The sequence below is a fragment of the Streptococcus suis genome (assembly GCF_002960445.1).
GTDB classification, from domain to species: domain Bacteria; phylum Bacillota; class Bacilli; order Lactobacillales; family Streptococcaceae; genus Streptococcus; species Streptococcus hyiners.
The window spans coordinates 35,290-48,569 of sequence record NZ_POJD01000133.1; the positions used below are offsets into that span (position 1 = coordinate 35,290).

16 protein-coding genes are annotated in these 13,280 nt (G+C 41.1%); 14 read left to right on the forward strand and 2 right to left on the reverse strand.

The genetic code is table 11. From position 1 onward, the window contains the following. Nucleotides 1-111 precede the first annotated feature (111 nt). The 9 genes from fmt to C1G53_RS03700 all read left to right on the forward strand — a co-directional run bounded on the left by fmt (nucleotide 112) and on the right by C1G53_RS03700 (nucleotide 9,351). Nucleotides 112-1,047 (forward strand): methionyl-tRNA formyltransferase, encoded by a 936-nt coding sequence (gene fmt / locus C1G53_RS03660; protein ID WP_105117723.1) that lies wholly within the window; start codon nucleotides 112-114, stop codon nucleotides 1,045-1,047. Further along, nucleotides 1,037-2,350, forward strand: a complete 1,314-nt coding sequence (rsmB, locus tag C1G53_RS03665; RefSeq protein WP_105117724.1) for a 16S rRNA (cytosine(967)-C(5))-methyltransferase RsmB — start codon at nucleotides 1,037-1,039, stop codon at nucleotides 2,348-2,350. Before fmt ends, rsmB begins: the two co-directional genes overlap by 11 nt. Nucleotides 2,351-2,388: 38 nt before the next feature. Then, the gene (locus tag C1G53_RS03670) at nucleotides 2,389-3,126 is read left to right on the forward strand and encodes a Stp1/IreP family PP2C-type Ser/Thr phosphatase (protein WP_105117725.1); all 738 of its coding nucleotides are present in this window, start codon (nucleotides 2,389-2,391) and stop codon (nucleotides 3,124-3,126) included. Continuing rightward, nucleotides 3,126-5,114: a Stk1 family PASTA domain-containing Ser/Thr kinase gene (gene pknB, locus C1G53_RS03675; protein ID WP_105117726.1), complete on the forward strand. Its 1,989-nt coding sequence runs from the start codon at nucleotides 3,126-3,128 to the stop codon at nucleotides 5,112-5,114. Before C1G53_RS03670 ends, pknB begins: the two co-directional genes overlap by 1 nt. Before the next feature lie 96 nt (nucleotides 5,115-5,210). Further along, a complete protein-coding gene (gene liaF / locus C1G53_RS03680; protein WP_105117727.1) occupies nucleotides 5,211-5,906 on the forward strand; it encodes a cell wall-active antibiotics response protein LiaF in 696 nt (231 codons plus the stop codon). Next, nucleotides 5,903-6,919, forward strand: a complete 1,017-nt coding sequence (locus tag C1G53_RS03685; RefSeq protein ID WP_105117728.1) for a sensor histidine kinase — start codon at nucleotides 5,903-5,905, stop codon at nucleotides 6,917-6,919. The genes liaF and C1G53_RS03685 overlap by 4 nt, the downstream gene beginning before the upstream one ends. Beyond that, nucleotides 6,891-7,532, forward strand: coding sequence for a response regulator transcription factor (locus tag C1G53_RS03690; RefSeq protein ID WP_105108451.1), 642 nt, complete (start codon nucleotides 6,891-6,893; stop codon nucleotides 7,530-7,532). The genes C1G53_RS03685 and C1G53_RS03690 overlap by 29 nt, the downstream gene beginning before the upstream one ends. Before the next feature lie 45 nt (nucleotides 7,533-7,577). Beyond that, complete coding sequence (locus C1G53_RS03695) at nucleotides 7,578-8,978, forward strand: bifunctional Cof-type HAD-IIB family hydrolase/peptidylprolyl isomerase (protein ID WP_105117729.1); 1,401 nt, start codon at nucleotides 7,578-7,580, stop codon at nucleotides 8,976-8,978. A 1-nt stretch (nucleotide 8,979) separates the two neighbouring features. Beyond that, nucleotides 8,980-9,351 (forward strand): S1 RNA-binding domain-containing protein, encoded by a 372-nt coding sequence (locus C1G53_RS03700; RefSeq protein WP_105117730.1) that lies wholly within the window; start codon nucleotides 8,980-8,982, stop codon nucleotides 9,349-9,351. A 31-nt stretch (nucleotides 9,352-9,382) separates the two neighbouring features. Here C1G53_RS03700 and cysK read toward each other — a convergent pair whose 3' ends face one another. Both cysK and C1G53_RS03710 read right to left on the reverse strand, forming a co-directional pair. Further along, complete coding sequence (cysK, locus tag C1G53_RS03705; protein WP_105117731.1) at nucleotides 9,383-10,309, reverse strand: cysteine synthase A; 927 nt, start codon at nucleotides 10,307-10,309, stop codon at nucleotides 9,383-9,385. 228 nt (nucleotides 10,310-10,537) lie between these two features. Continuing rightward, the gene (locus C1G53_RS03710; protein ID WP_269087985.1) at nucleotides 10,538-10,780 is read right to left on the reverse strand and encodes a site-specific integrase; all 243 of its coding nucleotides are present in this window, start codon (nucleotides 10,778-10,780) and stop codon (nucleotides 10,538-10,540) included. Nucleotides 10,781-11,034: 254 nt separating this feature from the next. Between C1G53_RS03710 and C1G53_RS13520 the strand changes: the two genes are divergently transcribed. The 5 genes from C1G53_RS13520 to C1G53_RS03740 form a co-directional block, all read left to right on the forward strand. Next, nucleotides 11,035-11,169 (forward strand): hypothetical protein, encoded by a 135-nt coding sequence (locus tag C1G53_RS13520; RefSeq protein ID WP_261309194.1) that lies wholly within the window; start codon nucleotides 11,035-11,037, stop codon nucleotides 11,167-11,169. A gap of 399 nt (nucleotides 11,170-11,568) precedes the next feature. Beyond that, complete coding sequence (locus C1G53_RS03720) at nucleotides 11,569-12,159, forward strand: hypothetical protein (RefSeq protein WP_153046654.1); 591 nt, start codon at nucleotides 11,569-11,571, stop codon at nucleotides 12,157-12,159. Beyond that, nucleotides 12,152-12,337, forward strand: a complete 186-nt coding sequence (locus tag C1G53_RS03725; protein WP_105117734.1) for a hypothetical protein — start codon at nucleotides 12,152-12,154, stop codon at nucleotides 12,335-12,337. Before C1G53_RS03720 ends, C1G53_RS03725 begins: the two co-directional genes overlap by 8 nt. Nucleotides 12,338-12,392: 55 nt before the next feature. Then, entirely contained in the window at nucleotides 12,393-12,638 is a 246-nt protein-coding gene (locus C1G53_RS03730; RefSeq protein ID WP_105117735.1) for a hypothetical protein, read from the forward strand. A 358-nt stretch (nucleotides 12,639-12,996) separates the two neighbouring features. Then, nucleotides 12,997-13,280, forward strand: a 284-nt coding sequence (locus C1G53_RS03740; protein WP_153046655.1) for a capsid assembly scaffolding protein Gp46 family protein, incomplete at its 3' end; no start/stop codon positions are given.

A 13,280-nucleotide genomic window follows, 5' to 3' on the forward strand; every position in this document is an offset into this window, starting at 1 on the left:
TGCAGTGTTAAAAGAACCTTTAGTTAAGGAAAAAATAAGCAAAAATGGTATAATTAAGGGATAATAGAATTAGTAGCAATGATTAAAGGAAAAGGAGATGAGAAAGCAAACATGACAAAGTTGATTTTTATGGGAACGCCAGCGTTTTCTGCGACAGTTTTAAAAGGTCTTTTGGCCGATGACCAGTATGAAATCCTAGCGGTTGTTACCCAGCCTGACCGAGCTGTTGGTCGTAAAAAAGTCATCCAAATGACACCTGTTAAGGAAGTGGCTTTGGAACACCATTTACCAGTCTATCAACCGGAAAAGTTATCAGGAAGTCAAGAAATGGCTGACCTGATGGACTTGGGTGCAGACGGGATTGTGACGGCAGCTTTCGGGCAATTCCTACCAACCAAATTATTGAACTCTGTTGACTTTGCGGTCAATGTCCATGCCTCTCTTCTTCCTAAATACCGGGGTGGGGCACCTATCCACTATGCTCTAATCAACGGTGATGAGCGAGCGGGTGTGACCATCATGGAAATGGTCAAGGAAATGGATGCAGGTGACATGATTTCCAGTGATAGCATTGCCATTGAAGAAACGGATAATGTTGGGACCTTGTTTGAAAAGTTGGCTGTTGTTGGACGGGATTTGCTATTGCAAACCTTGCCAGCCTATATTGCTGGGGATATGAAGCCAGTAGCTCAAGATCCAGATCAGGTAACCTTCTCGCCAAATATTCGACCGGAAGAAGAAGTGCTTGATTGGAACAAGTCAGCTCGTCAACTCTTCAATCAGATTCGCGGTATGTACCCATGGCCAGTTGCCCACACCTATTGGCAAGGCGAACGGTTTAAAATTCAAGAAGCTGTCGAAGTAGAAGGTTCAGGTCCAGTCGGTCAAGTGCTTGCTCGAAGCAAGAAAGAATTAGTCATTGCGACAGGACAGGGAGCTCTTTCTCTGAAAACTGTTCAGCCAGCTGGTAAGCCCAAAATGACCATTGCAGACTTTTTAAATGGTGCAGGTCGAGAGATTGCAGTAGGAGATCAATTTGGTGGTTAATAAACATGAAACAGCCAGAAGTCTAGCCTTATCTGTACTGGAAGATGTCTTTGAACAAGGAGCCTATTCTAACATTGCACTCAATAAAGCTTTGGAAGCTTCTGCCTTGTCGATGCAGGACAGGGGATTGGCGACGGAGCTGGTCTATGGGACGGTTTCTCGTAAAATCACGCTGGAGTGGTACTTGGCACATTTTATCGAAGATAGAGAAAAGTTGGACACTTGGGTCTACTATCTTCTTATGTTGAGCCTCTACCAGATGCTTTATTTGGATAAACTTCCAACTCATGCAGTTGTCAATGAGGCTGTTACTCTTGCCAAAAGAGGTCGTGGAGCAGACAAGTTTGTCAACGCCATTTTGCGAAAAATAAGCCAATCGAACTTGCCCAATCCTGCTGATATCAAACGAAAGAATAAACGATTATCTATCCAGTACTCTGTACCTGTTTGGTTAGTTCAAACCTTGATTGCAGAATATGGGGATGAACGTGCTGAGAAAATTTTTCAAAGCTTACATATTCGGAACAAGGCCAGCATCCGTGTGACAGATAGTCAGCAAATAGATAGACTGGCAGAGGAACTAGATGCCCAACATTCTCCGTTATCCCCTGTCGGTTTGGTTAAGTCCCATGGACATTTTGCGGCTACGGATTACTTTAAGCAAGGGTTGATTGCCATTCAAGATGAAACCAGTCAATTGGTGGCACCGACATTAAAGATACAGGGTGAAGAACAAATCTTAGATGCCTGTGCGGCCCCTGGTGGCAAAACTTGCCATATGGCTAGCTACCTGACAAGTGGTAAAATCATGGCCCTTGATTTGTATGAGCATAAACTGACCTTGATTGAAGAAAATGCCAAACGATTAGGGCTAGCAGATAAGATTGAAACCAAACGTCTGGATGCCAGTCGCGTTCATGAGGAATTTGGTCCAGATACCTTTGATAAAATCCTAGTGGATGCCCCTTGTTCAGGTATTGGGCTCATTCGACGTAAGCCTGATATTCGTTACAACAAGGCGGCTATGGATTTTGAGAATTTAAAAACCATCCAATTGCAGATTTTGGACAGCGTTTGCCAAAGCCTGAAAATCGGTGGTATAATTACCTATAGCACCTGTACGATTATTGCTAAGGAAAATCAAGAGGTTATTGACGAGTTTTTACAAACCCATCCCAATTTTGAGCAGGTTCTGTTAGAACATCCGCGAGCAGATATTATGGTGGATGGCTGCCTGTTGATTACCCCTGAACAATACCAGACGGATGGATTTTTCATTGGTCAATTTAGAAGAAAATCCTAGAATAAGAGGAGGAAGTTGCTTAGCAACGAGAGAAAATTATGGAAATTGCATTACTTACTGATGTTGGACAAAAACGTTCGAACAACCAAGATTATATCAACTGTTATAAGAACCGTGCAGGTATCGACTTGGTGGTCTTGGCAGATGGCATGGGCGGACACCGTGCAGGTCATATTGCCAGTGAGATGGCTGCAACTGATTTGGGCGCTGCTTGGGTCGATACACAATTGGTAACCTTGAATGATGTCCGTGAATGGTTGATTGCTATTATCGATGCAGAAAATCAAAAAATCCATGAACTTGGGCAAACGGAAGAATACCGTGGAATGGGAACGACGCTAGAAGCAGTTGTGGTGATTGACAATCAGATGATTTATGCCCACGTTGGCGATTCTCGAATTGGTCTAGTTCGTGATGGGGAATATACTCGATTAACCAATGATCATTCATTAGTAGGTGCCTTGGTTCGTGCAGGTCAATTGACAGAAGAAGAAGCCCTTCGTCATCCGCAGAAAAATATTGTGACCCAGTCCATTGGACAGGCAGAACCAATTGAGCCAGATATTGCCTTGAAAACTCTGGAAGTTGGTGATTACGTTCTAATTAACAGTGATGGACTGACCAATATGGTATCTGCAGAAGATATACGCGATATTATAGTGAGCGGTGTATCACTGGAAAGTAAGGCAGAAACCTTGGTACGTTTCGCTAATAATGCAGGAGGTTTAGATAATATTACAGTAGGCTTGCTTCATATTACGGAGGAGGCTAGGTAATGATTCAAATCGGTAAGATCTTTGCTGGACGCTATCGGATTGTCCGGCAAATTGGTCGAGGCGGGATGGCGGATGTCTATCTGGCTAGGGATTTGATATTGGATGGGGAAGAAGTGGCTGTTAAGGTCCTCCGCACCAACTATCAGACTGACCAAATTGCCATCCAGCGTTTCCAACGGGAAGCGCGTGCTATGGCGGACCTGGATCACCCAAATATTGTTCGTATTTCGGACATTGGTGAGGAAGATGGTCAACAGTATCTAGCCATGGAATACATAAATGGCCTTGACTTGAAACGCTATATCAAGGAGAATGCTCCTCTTTCAAATGATGTGGCAGTTCGTATCATGGGACAAATTCTCCTAGCTATGCGAATGGCCCATACTCGTGGTATTGTCCATAGGGACTTGAAACCTCAGAATGTTATCTTGACATCTAGTGGTGTCGCTAAGGTAACGGACTTTGGTATTGCAGTTGCCTTTGCGGAAACCAGTTTGACCCAAACCAACTCCATGCTGGGCTCTGTCCACTATCTTTCTCCGGAGCAGGCGCGTGGTTCTAAAGCGACTATTCAAAGCGATATCTATGCAATGGGGATTATTCTCTTTGAGATGTTGACAGGACGGATTCCTTATGATGGTGATAGTGCGGTGACCATTGCTCTCCAGCATTTCCAAAAACCACTGCCGTCTGTCAGAGAAGAAAACGCAAATGTCCCTCAAGCACTTGAAAATGTAGTGTTGAAGGCGACTGCTAAAAAATTAAATGATCGCTATAAATCTGTAGCAGAAATGTACACAGATTTGGCTTCAGCTTTATCTTTCGATCGTAGAAATGAAGGAAAGGTATCATTAGAGGGCAATAAGGTTGATACAAAAACTTTACCAAAACTCTCTCAGGCAAATGTTGAAGCTAAGCCACTAGCCAGTACAGGAGCACCCAAAACAAATGTAGAAAATCGTCCAGCTGGAAAGGCTATGACACAAAAGGTGGCTGGAAAATCTGCAGCTAAACCGAGGAAAGGTATTAGGACTCGATTTAAAGTCTTGTTTGGAGCCCTTCTTTTGACCCTTATGGCGGTCGGTCTTATGTTTTTCAATTCACCAAAAACAGTAATTGTGCCTGATGTGACTGGTCAAACGATTGAAAAAGCACAGGAGATGATAGAAGTTGCTGGATTAGAAGTAGGGAATGTCACAAAAGAGGCAACCAATGAAGTTGAAGAAGGCTTAGTGATTCGTACTTCGCCAGGAGCTAAGACTTCAAAACGTCAAGGAAGTAAGGTAGATCTGGTAATTGCTACAGTTGCTATGGTTGTTATCCCAGAAGTGAGTGGTAAAGATGTTGAAACTGCTCGGAAAGAACTAGAAACACTGGGACTCCAAGTGACGATTACAGAGGAGTACAATACTACGGTTGCAAAAGGGATGGTTATCAAGACCAGTCCAGAGGTAAATGCTTCTGCAGAAAAAGGTAGCAGCATCACTCTCTATGTTTCTAAAGGTATTGTTGTACCTAATGTTATTGGTAAAACCCAGGAAGCGGCTAGTCAAATTTTACAAGATGCAGGTTTCTATATAGGAACTGTTACTCAGGTTTATAGTTCAACTGTTGAAGCAGGTCAGGTGATTAGTACTGATCCAATTGCTGATACAGAGCTTGAGAAAGGCTCGGTTATCAATATTGAAGTATCGAAAGGTAAGGAGCTTATTATGCCTGACTTGACTTCTGGTCATCTCACTTATTCTCAGGCAAGTAGTCAGTTGCAAGATTTAGGAGTCACTGTTGCAAATATTGAAAAACAAGAGGATAGGAGCTATTATTCAACGACAAGCGATATTGTCATAGGCCAATATCCAGCAGCAGGTGCCACGATTGAGGGTACTGTAACCCTCTATGTATCAGTAGCATCGGGTACTAGTACTGCAAATTCGACAAGCTCTTCTAGTACAAGTACTACCACTTCAACTTCTACTAGTGGACAATAATAGAAACTAGGGCAGGTTTATCCTACCCTTTTTTCCTACCCTGGTCGGAGTTCTTTTATCTAAAATTTGTTACAATAGTAAAGAAAGGATGCGATTATGAGAAAAGTTCAATTTTTCCTGCTGATAGAAAGTATGCTTTTTACTATGGCAGCTTTTGATGTCGTTGCCAATGAGGCCAGTCGGACCTTGTTGCTCTTCTCAGCCTTACTCTTACTGGCCTGGTATTTTCTAGGACGGCGTTTAAATAGTGTCTTATTAGTCAGCTCGCTGTCATTGTTATTTCTGGTGTTTGTCTTAAATCCCTATTTCATCATAGGGGTTATGCTCCTGGTTGTTTATATGTTTGTCAATTTCTTCTCACGTTATGAGAAACGCAATCAGTACACTCAGATTGTATTTAGCGACTATGCTCTGCAAGTGCAAAAAGAAAAAAATAGGTGGTTTGGCAATCATGACCATTCACAAGACCGTTTTGGTTTTGAGGATATCAATATTGTCCGTTTGTTTGGCAATGATGTAGTTGATTTGGATAAGACAGTCTTGGTGGGGCGAGATAATATTGTCGTCATTCGAAAAACTTTTGGCAGGACAAAAATCATCGTTCCAATCGATGTGGAGGTTTCTTTGACGGCTACCACTGTTTATGGAAAAGTAACCTTCCTTGAACATTCGACTTGGGATTTACGAAATGAGAGTATCGCTATCAATAGTCCAGACTATCAAGAATCTCATAAACGCGTAAAGGTAGTGACGAATAATATTTTTGGAGATGTGGAGGTGGTTCGCGTATGAGAAAACGTACCTATTTCCTCCTGGCCTGGTTTGCCAGTCTGATTGTATTTGTGGTCATTTCCTCCACCCTGCCCCTCCTCAACCATTCGCTCTTAGATGTTAATCTATGGACGTCTACAGAACAACTTGTTTTTACTCTTATTCTTTTAGTTATCGTACTGACTCTCTTTTTAGCGGTTATGGTTCAAACGGTTAGTCTGGCTTCCACTCAGGTTATGCGAGCAAAGTTACAGGCTATTTTGAAAAATAAAAGTATCCGAACAGACAGTGAAAATGATCAACTCTTACTTCAGTTGTCTGATAAAGTGAGGACGTTGACCCGTCAAGTCCAGTTGGTGGACAATCAAGACTTGGTTAAGAGAGAGGAAATTGTGGAGGGCGAACGAAAACGGATTGCCAGAGATTTGCATGATACGGTCAGCCAAGAATTGTTTGCGACCAGTATGATTTTATCTGGTCTGTCCTCCAGTTTACCTAATCTGCCCCAGGAAACCTTGCAAGAGCAGTTGGTTTTGGTCAAGGATATGATTGAGGCTGCACAGAGGGATTTGCGGATTTTACTACTTCATCTCCGACCAAGTGAGCTAGAGAGCAAGACCTTGGTAGAAGGCTTCGAACTCATTTTACGAGAGGTCAGTGATAAGAGTAATATCATCGTCCATTTTCAACACGAAGTAGAAGAGTTACCAAAGCTGATCGAGGAACACCTCTTTCGAATTGCTCAGGAAATTATCAGCAATACCCTGCGTCATGCCAAGGCCAAGCATCTAGATGTTTATCTTATCCAAAAAGAAACTGAGTTACAGCTAAAAATGACGGATGATGGTGTTGGTTTCAAGCAAGAGGAGGGTGGCGACCTTAGTTATGGCTTGCAAAATATTCGGGAACGGGTGGAAGATATGGCAGGGACCATTCAGATCCGTTCAGCCTTGAATAAGGGTGTTGCCATTGATATTCGTATCCCATTATTGAAAGGAAAAGAAGATGAATACGATTCGAGTGATGTTAGTTGACGATCATGAAATGGTTCGTCTAGGTTTGAAAAGCTATTTAAATTTACAGGCAGATGTGGAAGTTGTAGCAGAAGCTAGCGATGGTGAAGAGGGTTTGAGTAAGGCCTTAGAGGTTAAGCCAGATGTGGTGGTCATGGACTTGGTTATGCCAAAGATGACAGGTGTAGAAGCTACCTTAGCTCTTCTTAAGGAATGGCCTCAAGCACAGATTGTCATTTTGACTTCCTACCTTGACAATGAGAAAATTTATCCAGTTCTAGAAGCAGGTGCTAAAGGATATATGTTAAAAACCTCTAGTGCGGATGAGATTTTGACTGCTATTCGCAAGGTGGCGCGTGGGGAATTTGCTATTGAAACCGAAGTGGAGAAAAAGGTGGAGCACCATAAACGCCACCCTGATTTGCATGATGATTTGACAGCCCGTGAACGCGAAATATTAACCCTATTAGCTAAGGGTTATGACAACCAACGGATTGCGGATGAGTCCTTCATTTCCTTGAAAACCGTTAAAACCCACGTTTCCAATATTCTCTCTAAACTTGCTGTCAGCGATAGGACCCAAGCGGTTGTCTATGCCTTTCAACATGGGCTGGTAGCACAGGAGGAAGAATAATGGTATAATGAGAACTAGTTAGTTTCCAGAAAGGATGCCTAAATAGTGGATGCAAAATTAAAATACAAAGCAAAAAAAATAAAGATTGTCTTTTTTGATATTGACGATACCTTGCGTGTCAAAAATACGGGCTATATTCCTAATTCTATTCAGCAGGTTTTTAAATCCTTGAAAGAAAAAGGAATTTTAACCGGAATAGCATCTGGTCGGACACCCTATGGTTTGGTGCCAGAAATTAAGGCCCTCCAGCCAGATTTCTTTGCTATGATCAACGGTTCCTATGTTGAAGATGCCAAAGGAAAACTTGTTCATCACCAACCGCTTTCTCAGGACCTAGTAGAAAAAGTGATTGCCTGGACCAAGGAAGTTGGTATTGAATATGGTTTACTGGGTAGCAAAAAAGGAACCTTGTCTGCTCGTACAGAACGAATTAGTCAGGTAATTGATTTAATTTATGAAGGCTTGGAAACAGACCCAGACTTTTATAAAGACAATGCTATTTATCAGATGTTGACCTTTGAGAAGGATGGACAGGAAGTTGAATTACCAGAAGACTTGCAAAATGATTTACGTACGGTTCGTTGGGATGCTATCTCATCGGATATTGTTTTAAATGATTCTTCCAAGGCTGCTGGTGTGGCTAAAGTAGTTGAAAAACTTGGTTTGAAACCGGAAAATGTCCTTGTTTTTGGTGATGGACTAAATGACATTGAATTGTTTGACTATGCAGGTATTAGCATTGCTATGGGGCATTCCCATCCAGAACTGCAAAAGCGTGCAGATTATATTACAAAAAAAGTAGAAGAAGATGGCATTTTTGATGCCTTGGAGAAATTAGGTATGGTAGAAAAAGAAAAATACTTCCCACAACTAGATCTGGAGAAATTTGAAGGACCAGTAGCGCATATTAAAACCAATCATGGTGAGCTAACCCTAAAATTGTTCCCAGAAATTGCTCCTAAGACAGTAGCTAACTTTATCGCTCTGTCTAAGGATGGTTATTATGACGGCATTATTTTCCACCGTATTATCAAGGATTTCATGATTCAAGGTGGTGACCCAACTGGTACAGGCATGGGTGGTGAGTCCATTTATGGTTCTTCATTTGAAGACGAGTTTTCAATGGAAGCCTTCAATCTTCGTGGGGCCTTGTCTATGGCCAATGCAGGACCGAACACCAATGGAAGCCAGTTCTTTATCGTTCAAAATCAAAACTTCCCTTACAATGCCAAAGAATTAGAGCGCGGTGGCTGGCCAAAAAAAATTGCAGCTGCCTATGTTGAAAATGGGGGAACACCACATTTAGACCAACGCCATACCGTATTCGGTCACCTAGCTAATGAAGCATCATTTGCAGTACTTGATGCAATAGCTGAGGTTGATACGGATTCAGCAGACCGTCCACTTGAAGATGTGGTGATTGAAACCATCGAAATAGAGGATTAAGATGAGGATTGGAGATAAGATCAAAGGAACGGTATCGGGAATCCAACCCTACGGAGCCTTTGTAGATTTAGAAAATGGCACGACAGGTTTGATCCATATTTCCGAAATTAAGACAGGTTTTGTGGATAACATCTACGACCATGTCAAGATTGGTCAAGAGGTCTTGGTACAGGTGGTTGATTTTGATGAATACACAGAAAAAGCCAGCCTATCTATCCGAACGCTTGAAGAAGAACAGCAAAAAATTCCTCGACACCACAGATTTACCAATGAACGAAATAAAATCGGCTTTAGTCCGTTGGCTAAAAGTCTTCCGAGATGGATCCAGGAAGCTAAAGAATACCTCAAAGAACAAAAAGAAAAGAAGGTTTAGGGAGAAACTCCCGACCTTCTTTTGCTTTGTATTAATTATCGAATTCATAGAGGGCAGTAGACAAGTAACGTTCCCCGTTATCTGCCAAGATAGCCAATACTTTTTTACCAGCACCCAATTCTTTCGCAACTTGGATAGCTGCGTGGATAGCTGCACCAGATGATATGCCAACAAGGAACCCTTCCTGTCCACCGATTGCACGACCAGTAGCCAAAGCGTCATCGGATTTAACACGGATAATACCGTCGTAGGCTGCCGTATCGAGTGTATCAGGGATGAAACCAGCTGAAATTCCTTGGATTTTGTGAGGTCCAGGAGCTTCACCAGACAGCACAGCGGACTCGTCAGCTTCTACGGCATAGATGGCAATGTTTGGGTTAGCCGCTTTCAATACATGTGAAACACCTGATACGGTACCACCTGTACCGACACCTGATACAAAGGCATCCAGACCAGTTGCACCAAAGTCTTCCAAAATTTCCTGTCCTGTTGTATCTTCATGAACTTTTGGATTGGATGGATTGGCAAACTGGAATGGTACCCAGCCTTTTTTCTCTTCGGCAATTTCTTTTGCCTTGGCAATAGCACCTTTCATACCCTCGCTACCAGGTGTCAAGACAAGTTCAGCTCCATAAGCCTGGATGATTTTGCGACGCTCAATACTCATGGTTTCAGGCATAACGATAATCACCTTGTAGCCCTTAGCTGCACCAACCCATGCAAGTCCGATACCAGTATTACCACTGGTTGGCTCAACGATAGTGTCGCCAGGCTTGATCGTACCAGCCTTTTCAGCATCTTCAATCATCGCCAAGGCGATACGGTCTTTGACAGAAGAACCTGGGTTAAAGGCTTCTAACTTAACATAGACATCTGCTGCTCCCTCAGGAACAATATGATTGAGCTTGATAATTGGTGTTTTTCCAACTAATTGCGTAATATTTTGATAAATAGCCATAAGGCACCTCCAAATTATGTTACCACTAGTATATAGTAGAAAAGCTAAAAAGTATAATATAAAAAAACTATCTTAGCGTTAAGAAAAAGCTATACCCAACCAATCATGGTATTTATGTAACAATTTGAAAACGTTGATACTACTAGCTTTTCGAAAAAATGTTTGTTGTTGATATTGTCATAACTCGGTGTAGTTGTCGGGGAATTGTCGGGAAGAAGTCGGGGAAAATTATAGAACTTTCTTGTCAAATAGATCGGTAACATTATGTGCTCGTTCTTCTTTGATGTGAGTATATTGTTTGGTTGTTTGAAGGCTTGCATGTCCCAGGAAGTGCATGACATCTTCTGGTCTAGCTCCAGCAATGAGCGATTGAGTGGTAAAGAAGTGACGCATAATGTGTGGAGTGATATAGATACCACATTCCTCACTTACTCGTTTAAAAATTTTGTTTAAAAAAGCAGGTCTTTCCAAATAGTATTTATATACTTTCCCAAAAATAGCAATCCGCCTATTGTGAGTTTATAAACCACCTTATCGGTAATAGTCCTATCTCGCTTAAATGCTCCAATTTCTATGAGCATATCAAAGTTAGTCATAGTTTGGAAACGACTGTCGGATTGACTTAATAAGATTTTATACTCACTTAAACTATAGATGACATTATTTTTTTAGACAGCATTGCGGTTTAACCGCACAAAACCAACCAAACTAGAAAGGAGAAGGGGATGGAAGAAGATAAAAAAGCTAACCTTGAAATTGTTACAAGGCTAGCTGGAAAGGTTATTAAGGCAACTGTTTCTGAATTACCTCATGAATTTTCTGAGCAAGCAACGGTTGAAGTTGAGAAGAAAAATCGTTAGCCATTGCTATAGACATAACTTGGATAAACTCAGACAAGTTATTTGCTTTAAAATCTTCCGGAACTTCTTTAGGTTGGTATGTATTTGCTAATTTCAATACAACCTGTCTAAAGTCGCCATCAAAGTTTATTTGAATTTGCTTAGAATTCATAAAGTCACCTCCTTTCAGTTTTATTGTAGCACAGGAGGAGGACCAACCAAACTAGAAAGGAGAAAGGGATGAGACCAAAACGGTATCCCTATCAAGGAAAGAATAAAGTACCTGCTATGAAGCAAGTTCTAAATTCTAAAGATGGTTTAGTATCTATACTTTTGAGTAAAAAACTTATTCAGTTTCAAAAGTAAAAGACTATTCAAGTCCCTGCTAGCATGACCTATAAGGACTGGTATGAGAAGTATGTGGATAAAACTACCGATTTGGTTGAAAACAGCGCACAAAAGTTGTATAATCAAGGTATGGAAAATCATATTGAGATTGATAAATTTACCCCTTGTTTAGAAGAAGTTAAGACCGGTAAAATTATTAAGACAAATTATTTAAAGAGTCAATTGATTACCAAGTCAGAATCGATGGAATTACAAAAACAAGGTTGGTTGTTTGATTGGTCGATTCCCCAAACGAATGGTTATGACGTTTATAAGTTATATCGTCAAAATTCTAAGAGAATTGAAGGGATGATTGCTTTAAAAGTTGACCATAGCAACAGTGCTGTCCATATTGATATTGTTGAAAATTCTCCTAAAAATAGAGGCGCTGATAAAGAATATTATGGGGTAGGCGGTCACTTATTTGCTATTGCTACAAAGGTCAGCTATACAGAGAGTTTTGAAGGGTTTACCTATTTCACTGCTAAAACAGATTTGGTTAAGCATTATCAAAAAGAATTGGGGGCTAAAGTCGTAGCAGGTCGGGTTATGGCTATTGATGAACAAGCTGCATTTAATTTATTAAGTAAATATGAACTTATTGAGGAGGATAAAAATGACTAGAGAAGAAATGAAATCTTTTGCAAGGTTAGATGAAGCTGTTGATAGAATTGCGGATGGTCGTTATACAACTCCTTCAGAAAATATGCCTAAATATAATATCAGAGCTGTTATGATAGAAGCGGAGCGACTTGGACGGCCGTTGACTGAAAAGGAAGCTAAAAAATTTTTAACTATGTAAAATAAGCATTCGAGAAATCGGGTGTTTTTTTGTTGCAAAAAAATAGGAGGAAACTATGAACAAGCGTATTAAGAAGAAACGTTGGCTTGAAATTAAGTTAGCTGAGTGTTTAGCTCGTGAGCATTTGCTTATGTCAGCTGTGACTGAGCAGAATGACAAGATTGTTGAGCAGGCAAAAGAAATCACTGAACTACGTTCCATTATAGAACGCAATGCCCAGGCTACCAATTCAAGGTTTGACAAAATCGAGAAGCAAGTGGCTAATAGTAATGCCAAGAAATCTTGGTTTAGTAGAAAGTAGGAGAAAAAATGGAAAAAACAAGTTATTATCTTTTTGAAAAATGGTGAAACATTATTGTTTCAAGATGTAAGTAATGTGGATGTGACAGATGAATATGTTGCTTTCGATTACTTTGGAAAGAGTACAAATCAAGAAAAAGTGGTGCTTTCTACTTTGACAATATTGCAGGTTGGTCTGCATCAACTGGACTTTTACAATAGGAGATGGCCACTCATCTTGACAGCAGGAAAGACTGCAATAATTATATAACTTAACCGTGTCGAATTCGATGCGGTTTTCTTTTGGTCCAAGCATTGATGACATGAAAAGCTATGGAATAAAGACTAGGGATAGTCTGTAAAAAAATAGGAGGTTCGCAATGAACGAAGAAACACAAACAGTCGAAGCGGTCGAAGATGACAAACAGGTAGCAGCTGAACCTGAACAAGTCACAACAGACCCAAAAGACGAAAAGAAGTACACTGATGCCGATGTTGATGCCATCATTGACAAGAAATTCGCTAAATGGAAGGCAGAACAGGAAAAAGCTGAATCAGAAGCTAAGAAATTAGCCAAGATGAACGCCGAAGACAAGCAGAAGTACCAGCTTGACAAGCGTGAACAGGACCTGGCTGACCGTGAAGCAGAAATCACACGCCGAGA

Excerpts from the sequence above, each read along its gene's own strand:
- fmt (WP_105117723.1), top strand. The coding sequence starts at position 112 with ATGACAAAGTTGATTTTTATGGGAACGCCAGCGTTTTCTGCGACAGTT.
- C1G53_RS03670 (WP_105117725.1), top strand. The coding sequence starts at position 2,389 with ATGGAAATTGCATTACTTACTGATGTTGGACAAAAACGTTCGAACAAC.
- pknB (WP_105117726.1), top strand. The coding sequence starts at position 3,126 with ATGATTCAAATCGGTAAGATCTTTGCTGGACGCTATCGGATTGTCCGG.
- liaF (WP_105117727.1), top strand. The coding sequence starts at position 5,211 with ATGAGAAAAGTTCAATTTTTCCTGCTGATAGAAAGTATGCTTTTTACT.
- C1G53_RS03685 (WP_105117728.1), top strand. The coding sequence starts at position 5,903 with ATGAGAAAACGTACCTATTTCCTCCTGGCCTGGTTTGCCAGTCTGATT.
- C1G53_RS03690 (WP_105108451.1), top strand. The coding sequence starts at position 6,891 with ATGAATACGATTCGAGTGATGTTAGTTGACGATCATGAAATGGTTCGT.
- C1G53_RS03700 (WP_105117730.1), top strand. The coding sequence starts at position 8,980 with ATGAGGATTGGAGATAAGATCAAAGGAACGGTATCGGGAATCCAACCC.
- cysK (WP_105117731.1), bottom strand. The coding sequence starts at position 10,309 with ATGGCTATTTATCAAAATATTACGCAATTAGTTGGAAAAACACCAATT.
- C1G53_RS13520 (WP_261309194.1), top strand. The coding sequence starts at position 11,035 with ATGGAAGAAGATAAAAAAGCTAACCTTGAAATTGTTACAAGGCTAGCT.
- C1G53_RS03725 (WP_105117734.1), top strand. The coding sequence starts at position 12,152 with ATGACTAGAGAAGAAATGAAATCTTTTGCAAGGTTAGATGAAGCTGTT.
- C1G53_RS03730 (WP_105117735.1), top strand. The coding sequence starts at position 12,393 with ATGAACAAGCGTATTAAGAAGAAACGTTGGCTTGAAATTAAGTTAGCT.